This is a genomic window from Spirosoma aureum, from assembly GCF_011604685.1.
In the GTDB taxonomy this organism is placed as follows: domain Bacteria; phylum Bacteroidota; class Bacteroidia; order Cytophagales; family Spirosomataceae; genus Spirosoma; species Spirosoma aureum.
In genome coordinates, this window is the sequence record NZ_CP050063.1 from 1,635,094 (window position 1) to 1,655,555 (window position 20,462).

Annotated in this window: 13 protein-coding genes and 1 pseudogene; 7 read left to right on the forward strand and 7 right to left on the reverse strand. The window is 45.6% G+C overall.

The window, feature by feature from the left end; translation table 11 throughout:
- Positions 1 to 399 precede the first annotated feature (399 nt).
- Both G8759_RS06620 and G8759_RS06625 read left to right on the forward strand, forming a co-directional pair.
- A complete protein-coding gene (locus tag G8759_RS06620; RefSeq protein ID WP_167206362.1) occupies positions 400 to 3,399 on the forward strand; it encodes a polysaccharide lyase family 8 super-sandwich domain-containing protein in 3,000 nt (999 codons plus the stop codon).
- Positions 3,400 to 3,588, forward strand: a pseudogene (locus tag G8759_RS06625) (pyridoxal phosphate-dependent aminotransferase); the annotation flags it as partial.
- A gap of 74 nt (positions 3,589 to 3,662) precedes the next feature.
- Here the strand turns inward: G8759_RS06625 and G8759_RS06630 are convergent.
- Both G8759_RS06630 and G8759_RS06635 read right to left on the reverse strand, forming a co-directional pair.
- Entirely contained in the window at positions 3,663 to 4,571 is a 909-nt protein-coding gene (locus G8759_RS06630) for a manganese catalase family protein (protein WP_167206364.1), read from the reverse strand.
- 167 nt (positions 4,572 to 4,738) lie between these two features.
- Positions 4,739 to 5,983: an MFS transporter gene (locus G8759_RS06635; protein ID WP_167206366.1), complete on the reverse strand. Its 1,245-nt coding sequence runs from the start codon at positions 5,981 to 5,983 to the stop codon at positions 4,739 to 4,741.
- Between the two features lie 120 nt (positions 5,984 to 6,103).
- Here G8759_RS06635 and aroB point away from each other — a divergent pair, with 120 nt between their 5' ends.
- Together aroB and G8759_RS06645 are read left to right on the forward strand one after the other, a co-directional pair.
- Positions 6,104 to 7,144, forward strand: a complete 1,041-nt coding sequence (aroB, locus tag G8759_RS06640; protein WP_167206368.1) for a 3-dehydroquinate synthase — start codon at positions 6,104 to 6,106, stop codon at positions 7,142 to 7,144.
- Between the two features lie 120 nt (positions 7,145 to 7,264).
- The gene (locus G8759_RS06645) at positions 7,265 to 7,798 is read left to right on the forward strand and encodes a DUF4136 domain-containing protein (RefSeq protein WP_162387460.1); all 534 of its coding nucleotides are present in this window, start codon (positions 7,265 to 7,267) and stop codon (positions 7,796 to 7,798) included.
- Positions 7,799 to 7,861: 63 nt separating this feature from the next.
- Here the strand turns inward: G8759_RS06645 and gldA are convergent, their stop codons facing one another.
- Positions 7,862 to 8,779 carry a gliding motility-associated ABC transporter ATP-binding subunit GldA gene (gene gldA, locus G8759_RS06650; protein ID WP_167206370.1) on the reverse strand — a complete coding sequence of 306 codons (918 nt, stop codon included), beginning with the start codon at positions 8,777 to 8,779 and terminating at the stop codon, positions 7,862 to 7,864.
- Between the two features lie 390 nt (positions 8,780 to 9,169).
- On the opposite strand from gldA, the gene G8759_RS06655 reads away from it, so the two are divergent.
- The 3 genes from G8759_RS06655 to G8759_RS06665 all read left to right on the forward strand — a co-directional run bounded on the left by G8759_RS06655 (position 9,170) and on the right by G8759_RS06665 (position 14,644).
- Entirely contained in the window at positions 9,170 to 11,902 is a 2,733-nt protein-coding gene (locus G8759_RS06655) for a T9SS type B sorting domain-containing protein (protein ID WP_167206372.1), read from the forward strand.
- Between the two features lie 155 nt (positions 11,903 to 12,057).
- Complete coding sequence (locus G8759_RS06660; RefSeq protein ID WP_167206374.1) at positions 12,058 to 12,426, forward strand: hypothetical protein; 369 nt, start codon at positions 12,058 to 12,060, stop codon at positions 12,424 to 12,426.
- Between the two features lie 535 nt (positions 12,427 to 12,961).
- Positions 12,962 to 14,644: an amino acid permease gene (locus tag G8759_RS06665; RefSeq protein WP_167206376.1), complete on the forward strand. Its 1,683-nt coding sequence runs from the start codon at positions 12,962 to 12,964 to the stop codon at positions 14,642 to 14,644.
- Positions 14,645 to 14,674: 30 nt separating this feature from the next.
- On the opposite strand, the gene G8759_RS06670 is transcribed toward G8759_RS06665, so the two are convergent.
- The 4 genes from G8759_RS06670 to G8759_RS06685 all read right to left on the reverse strand — a co-directional run bounded on the left by G8759_RS06670 (position 14,675) and on the right by G8759_RS06685 (position 20,448).
- The gene (locus G8759_RS06670) at positions 14,675 to 16,066 is read right to left on the reverse strand and encodes a glucoamylase family protein (RefSeq protein ID WP_167206378.1); all 1,392 of its coding nucleotides are present in this window, start codon (positions 16,064 to 16,066) and stop codon (positions 14,675 to 14,677) included.
- A 112-nt stretch (positions 16,067 to 16,178) separates the two neighbouring features.
- Positions 16,179 to 17,849, reverse strand: coding sequence for a glucoamylase family protein (locus G8759_RS06675; RefSeq protein ID WP_197933100.1), 1,671 nt, complete (start codon positions 17,847 to 17,849; stop codon positions 16,179 to 16,181).
- A 67-nt stretch (positions 17,850 to 17,916) separates the two neighbouring features.
- On the reverse strand, positions 17,917 to 18,801 hold the full coding sequence (locus tag G8759_RS06680; RefSeq protein ID WP_167206380.1) for a LamG domain-containing protein: 885 nt from the start codon (positions 18,799 to 18,801) through the stop codon (positions 17,917 to 17,919).
- Positions 18,802 to 18,912: 111 nt separating this feature from the next.
- The gene (locus G8759_RS06685) at positions 18,913 to 20,448 is read right to left on the reverse strand and encodes a RagB/SusD family nutrient uptake outer membrane protein (protein ID WP_167206382.1); all 1,536 of its coding nucleotides are present in this window, start codon (positions 20,446 to 20,448) and stop codon (positions 18,913 to 18,915) included.
- Positions 20,449 to 20,462: the final 14 nt, after the last annotated feature.

Genomic DNA, 20,462 nt, shown 5'->3' on the forward strand with positions numbered 1-20,462 from the left:
AACGGTCAGCTCTCTTTCAGAATCGGTATGGCAGCTGGCTGCCATACCGATTCTGAAATTTAGAGGAAAATAAATGATCAAGTGCATAGTCAAATTATGGCGCCAGAAGTTCGCATTTAGTTGTGGGAAAAAACTTAAAAGGGACCGCTGGAAAAAAATAGGATTCGAACCGTCGATCTCTTTTGCATGCCATTCGAATTGAGCTCTTGCAATAAGCAATACCGATCTTAAAAAGGGTTATGTCGGCTAGGTTCTTACTCTTATGCCAGGTCTCTATGGATTTAGCCAGGAAGCTATTGGGAATTGTGCCAATAGCTATAAAGAAAGTGAGCAGTTTGATCAATAGTTGATAAGTGATCAGAATTCAATTCATCCTATTCCATTTAACTTGTATCGTTTATGAAGTCATTGTTGCGTTTTTTTAAGTTAGCGGATCGAGCTAAAATGCTCTTCCTTGTACTCGTTATACAGACATACAGCTACGGGCAATCTACGGCGGATTTTGATCTAATTATGGACCGGATTTACCATGATTTCCAGTCGGCAAGCGGGGCTACGTTGGACGCTGAAGTAGACTCGTTGTCGAATGCTATGCGCTCTGATTATTCATGGAGTGATATTCCGTATAGTTCAACCGCGCAAGGTAACTGGCTAGTTGGTAAACATCTGGATCGATTAGGACTGTTTGCCAAGGCTTATGCCAATCCGTCCAGCGCTTTTTATGGCAAGGCGGATTTGAAACAAAAAATAGAGGGGGGAATGAATTACTGGTTGGGGCTGAACCCTGCGCCAAGTAGCACGAACTGGTTCTATCTTACGATTAGTGTCCCGAAATCTGTTGGTAACTTATTGATTTGCCTTCGAAAGTCGCCCAGCGGCATATCGTCGACGCTGGAAAGTCAAATGCTTGCCTGGATGACAAAAGGTTATACATTTAGTAATAGCACTGTCAGGCAAGGCTCCAATTTGACTGACGTTGCACAACATTACATTATGCGCGCGTGTCTTACACAAAATGAGACGCTGTTGAAAGAGGCAGTAACACAGGTAAATAACTCTATTTTGATCGGATCTTCAGGGATACAAAAAGACAATTCTTACTTGGCACATGGGCCACAATTATATATATATGGTTATGGCAACGAGTACATCTCCGGAATCTCAAATGTTGCCTCCTGGGTGGTAGGCACGTCTTTTGCGTTCCCGGCGGATAAAATAGCTATTTTTTCCAACTTTGTTAGAAAAGGGTTCATCAAGCCTTCCAGGGGTGCCTATGCAGATTTTAATCTATTTGGTCGTGGAGTGACTAGGAAAAACGCGGGTAAGGCCAACCCAGGGTTGTTAGAAAAAGTGAAGGCAGTCGACATTTCCGCCAATTCAGGTGCTTATGATGATGCGATTCAACGAATGCGGCAAATACAGCCTGCATCATATAATATCCTTTCAGAGCACATACACTACTGGCGGTCCGATTATTCGTTGCACCTCAGCCCTAACTACACTTTTGGGCTACGCAACGTTTCTACCAGAACCCAAAAATCTGAAACAGGTAATGGTGAAAACCTTAAAGGATATTACCTGACAGAAGGAGTGAATTATATAGCAGTAAATGGGGATGAATACTTCAATATTTTTCCGGTTTGGGATTGGAATAAGATTCCAGGTACGACTGTACCAGAAATTACATCTTACCCTAAAAGGACCGACTTCGGGACATATTTAGGAAAGTCAAGTTTTGTAGGCGGAGTGTCTGATGGAGTTTATGGGGCAAGTGCTTATGCCATGAACGATTATAATACTACCGCGAAGAAATCATGGTTTTTCTTTGATGAGGAGATTGTTTGTTTAGGTGCGGGAATAGCTTCCGGCGCTGCCCAGAATATCAATACTGCGCTCAATCAATGCTTGCTAAAAACAGATGTTACGATAGCTGATGGTTCAGGTAATGTGACCGTACTGAGTAAAGGTGGTCGTGACTATGACAGCAACTTAAAATGGGTTTTGCAAGGAAATGTCGGTTATTTTTTCCCCAAGGGAGGTAAGGTTTCGGTTAGCAATCAGACACAAACCGGTGATTGGTCAAAGATCAATAGCACCATAGCTTCTGAAACGGTTTCTGCGGACGTTTTCAAACTTTGGTTTAAACATGGCTTGAATCCTTCCAATGCTAACTACGCATACATTGTGACACCTGGAAAAACGTCTGCCAGCCAAATGCAGGCTTATAACGGCAACAATATCAGTATCCTGGCCAATGACTCAACCATGCAGGGGGTCAGGCATAATGTATTGGGTGTCTGGCAGATCGTATTTTATCGGGCAGGGGAGTTTCAAGCGGACGGTGTACTTGTAAAGGTAGATCAGCCTTGTGTGGTTATGCTGAAAAATGTTTCTACCAGTACCGTTGTCGTTCATATTGCTGATCCGACACAACAGGCTAAACAGATCCATTTGGGCCTTAAAACGGCTCAGTTTTCGGAGATGAAGTCAGCCGATATGACGATGCCGACGGGATTTGACGCCGGAAGCAGCGTGAGCACAACGATCACTCCTTCGAGTCCACTTTATGAGGCTGTGCGGCCAGTTGGTAGTGTGAGTGCTATCGCCGATGCCTTTGTCCGTAATGGTTCATATGCGAATGTTAACTATGGTCAGGAAACTATATTGACCCTGAAAAAAGATGCAACGGGATACACACGTGAGGCTTTCATCAAATTTGATCTGGCCAGCATCCCGGCCAGTATGGATAGTGTGCTCTTGCACTTGAAGGTCAGTAACGCGAATACATCCGTTGCCAAAACTAAATGGGTTTTTTACCTTGTAGAAAATAACTCCTGGACGGAAACAGGTATTAACTGGACGAACAAACCGGGCCATACGACAAGGATTGGCGAATTAACTGGGCGAGGAGCCGGTTCTACCTTAAGATTGAACATCACGGCCACCGTTCTGGGAAGATTGTCGGCAGATAAGCTGCTGACTATCCATATCGTGTCTGAGCCTACGACTACTGATATCGATAAAACAGATGCCAATTTTAATTCCAGAGAAAGTAGTGTATCTGATGACTGCCCGAGGCTTCTGGTATATAGTCAGTCGTCAGCATCTGCCCGAAGCGGACAGGCTGTGGTTCTGGAGAGTAATTTAACAACGGAAAATCCACTTTTTACCGTCGGCCCCAATCCCGCATCTGACTTTATCCATGTGTTTCCCACTAGCTCCGAACCTTATACAGTCACTATGATTGATAGTAATGGGAAGCAATTGCAACAAAAAAAGTCAGCTACTTCTGAAAGGATCACCTTTGATCTTGGGCCTTTCCCCGCAGGAACCTACTTTATTACAGCTGATGGGACGAATAACAGGCAGCAAGTGGCTCGTTTTTTGATTCTGAAGTGATTGCCGTTGGGCACAAACTTCGTGATGTTCTCGATTCGGATGAAGGGTGAAGATTTTGTTGGTCGGATGCTGGAACAGGGCGTGAGTATCCGCCAGTGGAAGTTCGACGGTCAGTATTGGTGCCGCGTTAGCCTGGGCACCATGGACCAGATGAAAGCCTTTGCCGATGGGTTGAAAGTGATATCGTAAAAAGATAAAAAAGACTAAAGGCTGGCTCTGACTATGATTCTATAGTCAGAGCCAGCCTTTAGTCTTTTTTACACCTAATATTGATAATTGATACCCATTTTTTTTGCCATATCCGCAAACATTTGTGGATCGAAATCATCGGCCCCCGGTGCATTGAGTTGAGGTTCTTCGTCGAGGTCGGGGACGGGATATCCAGGAATAGCCCCTTCAATAACTACACACTCCTGCCCATCTTCAGGGTGGGGACCATTCCAAATCAGGCCTGACTGCTTATAATCTTCCTGGCTAAATGTATAGAGCTGAAGGTGAAGTTTCTGCTCCATAAACTTTTTGGCTTCCGGGAAAGCATCATTACTCAGGTCAGGAATCGGGAGCAATTTTGTTACTTCAACGCCCGTCAGTTTCTCTAGTGCCTTGGCATAGGCCACTACATGCAGCCCTCCGCGAACGAGCAGATAGCCGACCATGGTTCGGGCAGTTGGCGTATCAACCATTTCATATACCCGCATTTTATTGGCCCTCGCTCCACATTCCAGAAAGAAGTTATGCAATAAGTCAAGCTTCAGATTGCCACTGCTAAACACATTTTCGCCACTCCAGAAACGTCCCATCGAATCCATAGGCAGGGCTGATTGGCCGCTGGCAATAAAATGGCTTGTATTTCGGGCATCAACACCGTTGGCGAGTGGCGTTTTGGCTGGATCCATACCACGCTTACTAGTGCCTGTCAGCAATAGGTTCGTAGTATAGGCCACCACTTCAATATGACCGTATTCTTCGCCCGCAATACTACAAATCAGGTCGTAGAATGGACGCAGTTTTTTGCGCCCCCGGAAATTGAATGATTGATACGTGTAATTCATCAGAGTGGACATTTCACCGAACTTGCCACCTAGTAATTCCTGAACGGCAGCCGCATTGTTAGCCGATGGGTTGTTGGGCTTGGGCAACTCAATGGGTAGCCGATCCATTTTTAATATCATAGCCTTACGGGTTTTGTTGGAAAAGAACTGCTCTTCCTATACGCCAACTAAGGCTACGGTTACTAGTTATCTATGGATGCTTAAATAGGGCTTTATAATAAGGCAACGGCCACTAACCTAATAACTGGTTAGGTATTCCTAAAAACGACATACCTGAGGCTGTCTAATCAATTTTTTATACTCACAGCCTTAGTTGGGTCAATGCGGAGCCATAATAAGGCGCTGACCAGCAGACAACCCGAAATCATGAATAGTGGGTAATTGAAATTATTCGTCTGTTTGACGATGATGCCGAACAGGATGGTAATAAAAAAGCCACCTAATTGCCCGGCAAAGTTCATGGAACCCGTTACCGTACCCGCGTTTCGCTGCCCAATGTCGACACAGACCGCAAACGCAACGGGCAGGGCCAAGTCTTTCATTAATACGCATATCGCTAGCAGATAGCCCGCCATCTGATTGTCGGTAGTCATTCCTGCCAGCAGAAAAAACAAACTCGATAGTCCCAGGCCACCCATGCCAACGGCTCTACGGCCTATTTTCAGACCATATCGTTTGGTCAGAAGGTCGCTCAAGACTCCACCCACCAGGCAGCCAACTGCGCCCAGAAAGTAAGAGAGGGAAATAAAGTTTTTCGTTTGATCTTCGGTCATCCCCCGTCCCTCCTGAAAATAGACTGACGACCAGTTGGTGAAGAAATACGATCCGTAGAAAAACAAATGACACATCAACATCAGAGCCCATAAATCAGGGTTGCGAATGATCGTTTTCCAGGGAATCTGATGGTCGGAGTATTTGATTTTTCGACCCTGTTCAATTTCCCGGACTTCTTCGTCACTGATCCCTTCTTTAGCTGCCGGTTCATCACGAAACCAGAAAAACCAAACTACAGCCCATAAAACGCCTACTATACCTAATATGCCAAAGGCCCACCGCCAGCCTGCCCAATGGACGAGAGGAATGACCAGCAAAGGGGTTAAGGCACCCCCCAATCGACCAGCGGCCCAGATGACCGACTGAGCCCGCCCTACTTCAACGGCCGGGAACCAACGAGCAATCGCAATAGACGCGTTTGGATAGGCACCTGCTTCACCAGCGCCAAACAGAAACCGAACTATGAGCAGATAAAGAAACGAGAATGCCGTGCCAGTAAGGGCCGTAAAACCAGACCACCACAACACTACCCGGGTCAGAATACGGCGCGGACCAATTTTGTCGCCCAGCGAACCGGTCGGGATTTCAAATAAGGCATATGATAACGAAAAGGCACCCAGAATATAGCCAAATTGTTCGTTGTCAAGATGCAGATCAGCTTTTACATATTTACTGACCACGTTCATGCAGACCCGGTCGAGATAGGTGATGGTTGAAAGTAAAAATAAACCGGACAGAACGCGGTAGCGATACTTCATAGACGGGAAAGGAAATAGGTTAAGTCTGAATAGTACCTACAAAGCTATAATTTCGGCCGATATTAAAAATACTTGCCGGTCTACTTATGTACCGACCGAGTACTACTGTACTTTTACGATATGTCAACTGTAACTATTGCCCCCATCGCTGAAAGCCTGCCTGCTTTCCTGGAATCCTACGATTTTTCGGCCGTTGCCATTATTGCCGACAATCATACCTTTCGTTTTTGCTATCCTGATCTGAAAGCGTTTTTACCGAAACATACCCTTGTTCGGATAAAGGCTGGTGAAGAACAGAAACATATCGCTACCTGCGAAATGATCTGGGACGCCCTAACGCGCGCTAACTTCGACCGTCATGCATTGGTACTGAACCTCGGCGGTGGTGTTATTGGCGATATGGGCGGTTTCTGTGCGGCTACCTACAAACGGGGTATTGCCTTTGCACAACTGCCTACCACGCTTCTCTCGCAGGTAGACGCCAGTGTAGGGGGTAAACTGGGTATTGATTTTCGAGGCTTTAAAAATCATATCGGGGTTTTTAAACAGCCAGATACCGTCCTGATTGATCCCGCATTTCTGGCAACGCTGCCAGAACGGGAACTACGATCGGGTTTTGCCGAGGTTATCAAACATTGCCTGATTGCCGATGCAGCCATGTGGGATGAAATTCGCCGTCGCGATCTTGACGAGCAGGACTGGGCCGCACTAGTTGCTCATTCGGTTGCGGTAAAACAACGTGTAGTCGAGCAAGACCCAACCGAGAAGGGGTTACGTAAAATTCTGAACTTCGGCCATACGCTGGGTCATGCCGTGGAAACCTACTATTTGACGCAGCCCCGGAAGCGTTTGTTACACGGCGAGGCCATTGCCGTCGGTATGGTTGCCGAAGCCTACATTGCCTTTCACAAAAAGATGATTGATGAAAACTTGCTGACACAAATCGAAGAATACATGTTTGCCGTATATGGAAATGTACGACTAACCGATGCAGATACGGAACCGATTCTGGCACTTACCTTACAGGACAAAAAGAATCGGGGTAATCAGGTTCGAATGGCATTGCTCGATGGGCCGGGTAGTTGTACATTCGATGTTCCGGTTACAGCTGGCGAAATGCGTCGGGGGCTGGAGTTTTACCGAGGGGTAAATAAGAATTAAAATTTGGTAGTAGGCTATTGTTTGCCAAACATTTACGGTTATATTTGGGTTCGACCAAAAGATTGATTTCACTACTAATTCATCTGAGTATATTTATCGAAAACCTTTACGAGCTGGAGTATGAAAAAGTGCATCGGTGTTTTGTTTGTACTGGCCATTGTCGCTATGGCGGGTTGTTCGCCCAGTAGACTTTTTGTGGAGCATGATTATAGCTACGAAGGCCATTTTAAGAACTACGAATCGTTTAATTTTTTAGAGTGCGAATTTGTCGACTCGACACTTCTCTGCTCCGATATTCAGGACGCAATCCGTCATCAGATGGAAGCCCGTGGTTATCGTGTCAGCAACCGCAATCCGAACCTGCTGATCTCGTATAATATTTTTCGGTCAGACCTTCGGTTTCGGGGGTATCAGCAGCCCGTTATCAAGGACTGGGTTGTTCGTGAAGACGATGATGCTACCTACAAGCGTATTGATTACAACCTGGATGAAGGTACTCTGATGATTTCACTGATCGATGCCGAGTCGTATCAGGTTATCTGGAAGGGCTATGCGTCGAAGATGATGCGTAATCCAAACTTTAAGAATAATTACTTCAAAGGAATTGTCCGATCTATTTTCGATCAATATCCATTGATGGCAACAGCCCGATAAGTAATACAAAATAATAATTGGCCATGCATCAGGGTAGACTTTGCCCTGATGCATGGCCAATTATTATTTTGTCAGCTCTTTAAAAATCCCTTCCAGCGAACTTTCCTGCTGGCGCAGACCAACAAGGGTCAGGTTCTGATCGGCAGCAAGCCGGAAGATAGCGGCTCTTAAATCCGTATTTGGAGCCGCCGTAATTCGATATTGGCCCTGACCCAGCGGATCTACCCGCTCAATACCCGATACGGTTTTCAATATGTCAGGCGTCGATAAATCACTTTCAAATTCGGCCACAACCACGATGCCATCGCCTGCCGATGCGCTTCTGAGCTGGCTTAATGACCCATCGGCAACAATCTGCCCTCGATTAATGATCACAACACGGTCGCAGACAGCTTCGACTTCCTGCATGATATGCGTGGAGAAGAGGACTGTTTTGTCACGTCCTGCATCACGAATAACCTGCCTGATCTCGGCTAGCTGGTTCGGGTCCAGACCTGTAGTTGGTTCATCAAGGATCAGTACAGGCGGGTTATGCAGTAGGGCCTGCGCTAACCCAACCCGCTGGCGGTAGCCTTTTGAGAGTTGACCAATTCGCTTATGTTGCTCGCGGCCCAACCCAACCAATTCAAGTACATCGGTTATACGTTTGGCCAGCACTGGACCACGCAGGTTATGCAATGATCCAGCAAAGTGCAGGTATTCTTTAACGTATAAATCGAGGTAAAGAGGATTGTGTTCAGGCAGGTAGCCAATGCTCCGACGCACATCCATTGGATGCGTTCTGACATCGAAACCATTTACTTCGACCGTACCATCGGTAGGGGGCAGATAGCCCGTAGCGACCTTCATAGTTGTTGACTTACCAGCCCCATTAGGCCCCAGAAATCCGACAATTTCGCCCGGTTGAACCGTCAGTGAAATCTGGTTAACGGCCCGCTGGTTGTTATATTCTTTCGTTAGGTTCTGAACCCGAATGGACATACTAGATCATGAATGATAAATGATAAACGATAAATCATGCTCTGTTGGCATGAGATGAATGTGTAAGCAACGTACAAAAAAATGGAAAGAATTTCTATTTCCTTCCAGACCCTACTTTAAAAGCCAGGAAGGCCGTTTTTGATCCTTTCGCAAGCAAAACACTAAAAAAATAATTGGTTCGCTGTTACATTAATGGGACTAGAAGGCATAAAAGGATAGTTGATGGGTATTCGTTTGGGTAGTTCTCGTCGGCAGACCAGCTTCTCTTTCTTTAAGCCTCGGCAAGTTGGGTAGGTAGTGTCCGACTTGCCGAAGTTCCAATAAATTAAGCTTAATGAGGATTGGTAAAATTGTTTATCATTATAAAGCAGATTCCACCCATTACATAAAATGAAACACGTACTACTCATCTCAATACTGCTTTTTTTTAATACACCATTTCTATTGGGTCAAACTAGTAAACAAGCCAACGTATGGTATTTTGGAAAAAACGCTGGTCTTGATTTCAATTCCGGAAAGCCTGTTCCTCTGACAGATGGAGCATTGAGTATATCAGAAGGCTGTGCTACCATTTGTAATGAAAACGGCAATTTACTCTTCTATACCGATGGCCGTTCTATTTGGAATAACAGACATTCAGTCATGCCAAATGCTGTAAATCTAGGCGGTGATGAATCCGCTTCACAATCAGGCATAATTGTTCCACAACCTGGCAATCCTAATCGATATTTTGTTTTTTCAGTGGATAAAGAAGGAGGACCTCTTCAATATGCTATAATTGATATGACCCTGAACGGAGGCCTGGGAGGTATAGTTTCTAAGAATAATGGCCTGCTGGTAAAAGCATCCGAAAAAATTACGGCGATCAGGCACTGTAATAACATAGATTTCTGGGTTGTTATGCATGAAATTAACAATAATACATTTAGAGCCTATCAACTTACCAAAGATGGATTGAGTGCGACTTTTGTAGCAAGCAAAGTAGGCAGCGTTCAGGGTGATTTTACTGCAGCGATTGGTTATCTGAAAGCATCCAATAACGGACGGAAAATTGCCGTATGCAGTTGGTCGGCTCGAAGAGTAGAATTGTTTAATTTTGACAATGCGAATGGCATTTTATCAAACGTTATTACATTTCAGGATGCTGCAACGCGCTATGCTTATGGTGCCGAATTTTCTCCTAACAATCAATATTTATATGTTTCAAGTGCTGAATCGAAGATCATTCATCAATTTGACGCTAACGCCACTAGCGACGCAAGTTTTGCATCGTCGAGAGTCGAAATAGGTGTAGCTACCAATGCAACAGGAGCGGTCAGAATTGGAGCATTACAAATTGCGCCCGACAATTTAATTTATGTGGCTCTTGATGGTACGAAATATTTAGGCGTAATCAATAAACCTGATCTTAAAGGAACAGCCTGTAATTATGTTGAGCAGGGAATCTATCTCTCAAACAAGAATAGCCAGTTAGGATTACCCAATTTGATTAGTTCCTATATAAAAGAACCATTATCAGTTACAGCAACAATCACCAAAGGGGCCAATTGCAATGATATCACATTATCGGCAAAAGCCACTTCAAGCGCTCCCAGCCTGGTTTTTCAATGGTTTTTGGACAACAAACCAATAAATGCGGCTAATCAATCTTCGTTTAAGCCCACTCAATCCGGGAGCTATTTCGTTAGCGTGAAAGAAGTGGGACAGTGCATAATTGATTCAGCGAAATCGGCGTTAATACCCATTGTCATTTTAGACGTAAATCCGAAAATAGTAGGCAGAGCTTGTGGAAGTGTTCAACTTCAGGCAAATGCCAATTCATCCCTACTGTGGTCAGGAAACGGAATTCCCGCTACAAAAGCAACTCAGGATACAGTAACGGTGTCTGGTACGGGCACTCAAATTTTCAAAGTTAGAGTTTTCAATCCAACAGATAATACGTGCTATCTGGAAAAAGAAATTACCGTCGATTTTACAAACGCAGCTACATACAGTTTCGGCAAAAACAATATCTCCGCTTGTGATACGGTCACACTTTCCAGCCCAACAAACGCAAACTGGAACAGCTATGTTTGGTCATTACCTGGCGGAACAACTGTCAACTCAACTAAAATACTGGTTCGCCAGAGTGGAAAATATGTAATTACAGTCAAAAACACCACGTCAAATTGCGAAGCGAAGGACACTGTTGATGTCATTATCGTCATCAAACCAACGATAAAACCTGACGAGAAGCTTTGTTTATCTGCTAATTCAATAACCATTGACGCTGGTGCCACAGGAAACAATTTAACGTATGAATGGTCTCCGGGCGGAGCCAGAAGTAGTAGTTTGACAGTCAATAATGCTGGAAAATACCAGGTAAAAGTCAGTACGGCTGAAGGATGTTCGGCAACCCGAAGCATTGAGATAGGTCAAACACCACTCGTGGATTTGGGTAATTCCGTAACTGTATGTGAGGGCGTTCCGATTGAATTAAAGCCCCAAATAACCAACCTGACACCTACCACGACATACGTTTGGTCAACCGGCGAGACAACCCCTTCAATATCTCCCCAAAAATCAGGACTCTATACTTTGTCTGTCTACCAATCGACTTGTCAGGCTACTGATTCTGTTAGCGTTATCATAAATCCTTCGCCCAAGATAATGGCTGATGCGACAATTTGCCTGGAAAAAACGGTTGAAGCCGGTGGTTTAGAAGATAATTTACGTTACGAGTGGCAGGATCTGGGAGAAACGAAACCAGTTATTGAGATTCAACATGAAGGCATTTATAAGGTAAAAATCAGCAATCAGTTTGGGTGTTCAAAGACAAGAACCCTAACAGTCGATGGCCCTTGTTCGGCTCAAATTTTTGCCCCGACTGCATTTACACCTAATCGAGATGGTGTGAACGATATTTTCAAGCTGATTGTCGTCGGCGGAGAAGCTATAAAACTGGATATTTATAATCGCTGGGGTAATCCCATCTACAGCGAAGAAAGCCCAAATCCAAAATGGGATGGTGAATATAAAGGCGACGTTTGTCCTAATAATATTTATCCTTACGTCTTCTATTACAAGACATTGAAGAGTGATGTAGTCCAGAAATATAGTGGAACCATACTCATCAATCGATAATTAGTTAAAGTTAATCAGCTAGTTAATTATCGTATAATGCCAATAGACTTTTGCTTCGAGCCGTGCCACGGTTAGTAAGCAAAAGATTAGAAACCGTGGCACGGTTCGAAGCAAAAGTCCTAACCAAGTAATGTCAAACTATTTTTATCCGCTTTATGAAACAACTCTTCGCTTTACTATTCTTACTGGCGGTATTAGGCTCATGTTCGAAAAAAGATGACAGTTCTCCTGTTGTTCCTGGGGGATTAGTCGGTACAACCTGGATTGGTCCTGTTTATAAAGACCAGTTCACGGGTAAGGATACTTACAACTATTTTACGTTTAAAACCAGTAATGCAGTAGAGAGCTACTCGAAATACAACAAGACAGACCTGGCAACTGCCCCTGTAATTAACACTTATGAATACAATCCTCCAAACTTGGTCTTGAGTTTCAACGGAGCATCTTTGAGTACGGTTGTGTCAGGTAATACATTTACACTTAGGTATTATAATATGGATTTCGTGTATGAAAAAGAAAAATAATTAGCTTTATTTTGTAAAATGTAACTTGATATAAGTTCTTGAATTTTATGATCGTTTTAATGCTAAAAAAATAATATAGCTAGTAAATAATTACAGATTTTTTGCCCATAATCTTCGAATTTTTTATTCGAAGATTATGGGCAAAAAAATAATATATATCCATGAATTCGTCTGTAAAAGCAGTCGATGTGATGGCGGTTTGTTAAAGAAGTGGTGTTGGTTTATGGCAACCGATCCGTAGATTGTATCTTTTAAATTTGACTGTGATTCCTGTCACCAGTAGCAGATTTTCATTTTTTTTCGCAAAGGCATGACGGTTTTGTCAATACATGTGACCTTACTGGTACATTTAGTATTGTAACTAGTGGGCACAAGTGTCAACTGTTTTTCGATAGTCTGGCTGGAAAACTATTGCCATACATTGCTTATGCCTGCTAATGGCTATTTAGCCCGGTTTTTCGCTTTTGCTGGAACCGGAAAGAATGTCTATTTTTAGCGTTTAACGTAAATAGACACCGTTTTCCACCACCTATACATGTCCATTTTTCGCAAAAAAACTGTAAAACAAATTCTGAGTGATGCCGCCGAGGGCGAATCAAGCAAATTGGTTAAGACACTGGGTGTTCGTGATTTGACCTCGTTTGGTATCGCAGCCATCATTGGCGCTGGAATTTTCAGCACGATTGGTCTGGCAAGCTATAACGGTGGCCCTGCGGTGTCTTTATTATTTGTGTTTACAGCTATTGCCTGCGTTTTCACGGCTCTTAGCTATGCACAGTTTGCCAGTACGGTTCCGGTAAGTGGTAGCGCTTATACCTACGCTTATGTAGCTTTCGGTGAGATTTTTGCCTGGATCATTGGCTGGGCGTTGATTCTGGAATATGCCGTCAGCAACATGGTTGTAGCCATTTCATGGTCGGAGTATTTTACATCCATGCTGAGCGGGTTTGGCATCACGTTCCCTAAATATTTCGCGACGGACTACGGTTCCGCTTCAAAAGCATTCGATCTCGTTCAGCAAACGAAACTAAGTGGGGCTGCACTAAGCACATTGCCCGAAAATACGCGCCTGCTGGCTGATGCGTATGCGAATGCGCCAATAATAGGCAGTTTGAAACTGATTGCCAATCTTCCTGCCGGGGCAGTTACTGTTCTCATTACAGCATTGGTCTATATCGGCATCAAAGAATCCCGAACGGCGAGTAATATTCTGGTTGTATTAAAACTGGCCGTAATTGCCCTGGTTATTTCAGTAGGGGCTTTTTATGTAAAACCGGCAAACTGGTCGCCATTTGCGCCCAATGGCATTTCGGGTGTGTTGAGCGGAGTAGCGTCTGTGTTTTTCGCCTTTATCGGTTTCGACTCCATTTCGACAACGGCCGAAGAGTGCAAAAATCCACAGCGTGATCTGCCCCGAGCCATGCTCTATTGCTTAGCGATTTGTACAGTTTTATACGTACTGATCACGCTGGTGCTAACCGGAATGGTTAATTACAAGGAACTAGGCGTAAGCGACCCACTGGCTTATGTGTTTCAAAAGGTGAACCTCGATTTTGTTGCGGGTGTGATTTCGGTGAGTGCGGTCGTAGCAATTACGAGTGCTTTACTGGTTTATCAACTCGGTCAGCCCCGTATCTGGATGACCATGAGCCGGGATGGCCTGCTTTGGAAGCGTTTCGCCACCATTCACCCCAAGTTTAAAACGCCTTCGTTTGCCACCATTATTACAGGCATTATCGTAGCCTTACCCTCTATGTTCATGGATCTCAAATTCTTTGTCGATCTGACGAGTGTAGGTACGTTTTTTGCCTTTATTCTTGTCTGTGCAGGTATCCTGTTTTTGGATGCCAAAGGACTTTCGGCACAGTCTAAATTCAAGGTTCCTTACATTAATGGTAAGTATATTATCGCCCTGGTTTTTCTTGTGGTAGCTGGTTATGCGCTAACAGGCTCCAATCTGTTGGAGACAATGGAGAGCAAACCCCTGTTATTCGTGTTTTGGGGCGTTTGGGCGTTGCTGGCCGTGCAGGGCTTTCGGTATAATTTCTCACTGCTTCCGGTGGTGGGCATTTTAACGAACCTGTATCTGATGACCGAACTGGGAGCAAGTAACTGGCAGATTTTTGGTATTTGGCTCATCATTGGGTTGGCCATCTATTTCTCATACGGCTTCCGGAAAAGCAAACTAAGACAAGCCGAAAACGCAGTTGGCGTCTAATCCTGTATCATTCACCTGTCATTAGGCAAGCTATTTCAGCCACCCACCTGTAAAACCGGCACGCTGCAACCCCCGGCGTATGTGCGGATTTCGTTTCATCAGATTCCAGACAAAATTAGTCCGGGCATTTTCAACCATTAATAGAATAGGCCCCTGATCGATACCCAGATAATCGATGTCGAACCAGCCATTTTTCGTTGACCCATTCGCGAAAGCAGATGGGTAATGATAAGTGGGGTTGAAGGCGTCCCGGAAACCGTATTTACCGTATAGTTTACTGCCATAGCTGGCTTTCATCGTTTTCAGAGCCGGTAAACAAATCTCAGGCGCAAAGGCAAGTGAACCGCCCGCTGCTGTGGGCGCAATGGTACCGTCGTCGATAACCTGCTGGCTGGCAGCCCCACGGGCGCGATAGGAGAAAAAATGACGATTGGCAACGGTCGTATCTTTCGGCCCGTCGCAGGCTGTCAGCCCCCAGATGGTTGGTCCGTAATCTTGCCATTTGGCCGGATTTGAGAGGCAATAGCCCCGATTCGCGTAGGTTGCCCGTCGCGAATTTTCGGCATAGTCAATGCCTTTACTCTTCATATAGCTATCCTGAATGCCCCGAAAATCGACCCAGATATGCGAGTATTGGTGACCGAATAATGGATCGAAATTAACGTGTGCCTGACTCTGAAACGTTGCCCAGCGCGGGGCCGCCCACTCATAGCTTGTCGTCCAGGCCGACCACGTATCCGGGCCAACAGCATGGGTGGGCGATCCAAGTGCCAGAATATAGAGCAGCATGCCTTCATTATAGCCTTTCCAGTCGGCAGAGATAAATCCTTTTTCGGGATGCCAGCCCATCGATACAAATGGCCTACGATGCTGAAACCACGTCCAGTCGACACGACCGTAAATTTGATCGGCTAGTTTCCTGATTTCGATTTCTACAGGCGTATTCTTGTCAAAATAAGTCTGGGCGCTTAGAATGCCCCCCAATAGCAAGGCCGTATCAATCGTAGATAATTCGACCTGCTTGAAGCGCTCCCCGGTTTTCATATCCAGAAAATGATAGAAAAAGCCTTTGTAACCCGACACGCCGGTTGCTTTCTCCGATTGCGGTGCATTGGCAAAAAAACGGAGTGTTTTTAGTGTGCGGTCGGCAGCCTGTGTTCGCGTGATATAACCGCGCTCAACGCCAACCAGATACGATGTTAACCCGAAACCTACCGCAGCAATACTACTGAAAGATGGCGTTGGAGCACGGTCTGGGATCAACCCATTATCGGGGTTGGCGGTTTCCCAGAAGTAGCGGAACGTGTCGTGTTCCAGACTATCCAGAAACCGATTGTCGGCTGCCGTGAATCGATAAACCGGCGTTTTCGTCTGGGCGTAGGTAATGCTTAAGGTAAGGAAGAGAAAGAGTAGTGTCTTCATCGTAGTTTTTGCTGAATACAGGGTTTCTACGAATTTTTGCCATCCCGACGATATGAAAGCATTTTCAGATTGGTGATTTAGCTCTCTACTATTGGCAGCATGACAGAGAAATTCAATTCAGATTAGGGCTTTGAAAACCCAGATTTTTCATGCCTTTTTTGACTTCCGGACAACTCATAAATAGTTTCCAGAGTAGCTGCGACCGCTGGTTTTCAATCATGACAATAATTGGTCCCTGATCGATGGCCAGGAATGAATCGGCAAACCAGATATTGGTCAGGTTGAATGCATCGATAAACCCGTAGTCTTTCCAGGTTTTGTCGCCTAGTTTGTAATAGAAAAACCGGAGGGCCTGCATCGATTCTGTGGGTGTGAAAGGCATGGCCGATAAAGCGGCCGTTGGCGATATGGTGCCGTTGTCGTTGTTTGGTTCATGAGCCGAATAGCCATTCTGTTCGTCGCTGGCAGTTAATCCCCAGCAATTTGCACTGTAGCCATAGAATTGTTTGGGATTGGTTCTGCAGTATGTATAATTGATAAGAGAATGGGCCGTATTCTGTTGCCAATAGTCGGCATAAGCGTCTTTCAGATCATGCGGATTGATGCCCAGAAAGGAATATTGCGAAAAGAAGAGCGGTCCACCGTAGGCAGGTCCGAGCGGAAGCTTAATGCCGTAATAACTGTTGCCATTGGCCATTTTCCCGTTCTGCGCCCAGCTGTTATCGTAAACTGTTTTCGCAATTGGATGCGTGTTGGAGGATGCGGCTAATGCATAGGTAATCAATGCTTCGTTCCAGCCACGAATGGGCAGATTCATGTCCCAGTTATAATTGGGTGACCAATGCCAGTACAGATTTGTTTCCGCACCACTTTTGGTAAACCAGTTCCACTCAACGCCATCCCATAACGCGTTGATGGTTTTGCGAAGCGCAATTTCGCTGGCATCGGTTGTGCTGCTGAAATACTGCCGGGCCGTCAATAGTCCCTGCATCAGATACGATGTTTCTACCAGATCGGCTCCATCGTCTTTCTGACTGAATGGAACCGTAGCACCCGTAGCGCCATTAAGCCAGTGCGGAAATGCGCCATGATAGCGTTTCGCGTTGTTGGTGAGGAAGTTGGTGATTTTTGTCAGACGGGCCAGCCCCTCCTGCCGGGTAATGAAATTTCGGTTGATGCCCACAAGAATGGTCATAATACCAAATCCCGATCCGCCCGACGTGACCACATCGCCCGACGAATTGCGTTCGCGGGCCAAACCCGAGACCGGATGCCCAAAATCCCAGAAATAGGCGAAAGTCTGTTTCTGAACCAGGTCTAGTAGCAGCGAATCACTGATTCGGGGCAATTTATCAGTACTATCAATGGCTGTAGTTAAGCCAACCGATACTTCAGAAATCAGAGTCGTATTCTGGGTAGAGGTGAGCGTGGGCGTGACGGTTAGCGTATAGTTCGTTAACGAACGCAGCGGACTTTGTGGTGTCACGGTCAGCAGGGTATCATTTCCCGAAAAGGAATACGTTAACGAAACCGGTTTGGCCGTAGCCTGTTCGGTCAGTTTAAGCGAAGCCGCAACGGACTCTCGCTTAATGGGTGCCGAAAATGACAGCGTAACAACGGGTGTTGCATTAACCGCCGTATAGCGCAGATTTGCCGACGTTTGCCCATTGACCAACACTGTTTTATAGTAGAAAGGGCCGCTGGGCGTAACATCCTGATGTTTTTTGCAGGAACATACTACCGACAAAACCAGTAAGGCCAACCAGAGTTTCATTGATTTCATAACGGAGAAGGATAAAGAAGGGCTGTTCCAAGGAAGAAACAGCCCTTTGTTTTAGCGGGTATGGCTATCAGCGGCCAGCTTGCTCCAGTTGATACAGCGATGTAATATCGCCAACAGATAAAGCTTTACTATAAATACGAACCTCGTCAACCTGGCCAGTCATCGGTGTCTGCCAGCTATCCGGCTTGCCACCAGGTAGGTTTGTTCCCCAGGCCCCAATAATAACGTTTGTTACTGGAAAAAGAGTTAGATTTCCAAGTGGTGCGCCGTTGTAAGCGCGGCTTTCGTAATCTGGATTGTTGATTTTCTTGCCATTACCATACAGCGTAATTTTTGACGTCGAAGCGTCGTAGACAAATACCAGATGCGACCATTTACCCGCATTTTTGAACGCTTGATCACCTCCTTTATCTGGTGAATTGATGTTATCCTGAAACGATGCATTGCCGTCAGATGCTTTTTGTACCAGCAGTCCTTTAACATTCAATGTATCTGAAGTGGCTTTTCGTTGACCAGTCTCAGCCAGTAAGTTTACGCTACCAGCCCACTCTCCAGCCCGGGCAATTGTTACAAAAGAAGATGGGCTGGTGCCATTATTCTTCACATTTACCCACGCACTAATGGTAAAGCTTGGTAAACTGCTGGCACTAGTTAAAGCCGATAATGCAGGAAAGGAGACATATCCTGCATTTAGGTTTAGAGCCTGGCCTTGCCCACTGGCCCCTGTCGTAAACGATGCATTTAAAGCTGTACCTGCTGTACCTGATTTGCGTTCTATATTGTTGCCATCAAATGGGAAATGAGCCAGTAGGCTTGCGCTTGCAATGTCATTTGAACTTGCATATCCTCCAATGTCTGGCAACGATGGCGTATCTTCTTTTTTACAGGAAGTAAACACAGTGCTCATTACTACACCCGCCACTACCCACGTTGTGATTTGTCTTGTTTTCATGATCGTTTCGTTTTGTAATTTGAATTGGCATTAATCTGGTAATTGTTTGACTGTCAGGCTTATAAGGTTTTAAAGCCTTATAAACCTAGAATATAGGGTTAGGGTATAAAATCAATACCCCGGATTTTGGTCTAACTGGCCACTGCTCAACTGGATTTGGAGACTCGGTATGGGAAGTAGTTCGTTTTTCCCCGCTACGAAGTTTTTCCCAGCAGCCTGCATAACCTGAGCGGCACGGCCCGTTCGCACAAGGTCGAAAAAACGGTCGTGTTCCATAGCTAGCTCAAGTCGACGTTCTTTCCAGATCGCCGTGCGCACGTCGGCCTGCGAAGCGGCTTTCGTCGCCGGTAAACCGGCACGGGTACGAATCATGTTGAGATAGGTAACCGCAGCTGCCGTTTGGCCTAGTTCATTGGCTGCTTCGGCATTCATCAGCAGCACATCGGCATAGCGAAGGAGCCGTACGTTTTTCTGCTTCTTATCGCGGTTGCCCAGGTAGGGTTCCACGTTTTTATTCTCACTGGCGTATGCTTTGTAATTGTAGAAGAGGTTCTGTACCGAATCGGAGCTAGGTATCCGGAAACCATCGTAGAGAACCGTTCCAACGTGTTTGCCGCTGTTGTCTACCGCAATAATGGTTGAAGCTTTTCGCTTGTCGCCCGCTTCATAGGCATTCACTAAATCCTGAGAGGGTGTGTCAAAGCCAAAACCCAGATCGGTCCAGCCGCCCTTGCCGCCTACCCGTGGCCCCTGCCAGGTGCAATAACCACCAACGGCAATATCGCCGTTATTGAACGTACCACTCTGCGTTTCGAAGATGGATTCAGCGTTGTTGTTACCGACGTAGCGCCAGATCGTGGTGTAGTCGGGTACCAGTGCATACTGACCGGAGTTGATCACGTCCTGCGTTAGTGCCTGGACCTGCTGCCAGTTTTTGCGATACAGATACGTCTTGGCCAGGAGTGCCTGAGCCGCACCCTTATTGGCGTGACCGACAGCCGCCTGGGCTTTTAGCGGTAAATTGGCAAGGGCAAATTGCAGATCCTGAGTAATAACATTGTAAATGGTATCGACCGGAGCCCGTGTCTGGAAAGCCGGGTCGGTATTGGCGTCCTGTGCATCTTTGGGGACACGAATAACTTTAGGGACTTTACCAAAGAAACGAACCAGATTGAAGTAATAATACCCTCGGATAAACCGGACCTCACCAATCAGTTGATTCTTGGTTTTAGCATCGATCGAAGACGTTGCTAAAGCTGCCAACGCCTGATTCGCTCTGGAAATGCCACTATAATAACCATTCCATAAAGCGGCTACAAAATTGTTGGTTGGTGTCGTCGTGAAGTTATCGATATCAGCTAATGGTGGCTGATCGGTTGCTGTGCTTCCTTTATCGGCATCATCGGAGATGATGTTAGTGGCAGCAATGAAGCTGATGCCATGTACATCGCCACCAGCTCCGCCAAAAGCTTCGCTATTGTAGAGGCTATTGTAGACGCCAGTTACCAGATTTACGGCCAGATTAGGATCGGTAGCGGTTGTAGCCTGCCCTTGAACGGGTACATCCAGAAAGCTTTTCTGGCAGGAAACAGCCAGTAAAGCAATGCCGAAGCTCGTGCTGAGAAGGATAAGTTTATATGATTTCATGGTTATGTCGGTTG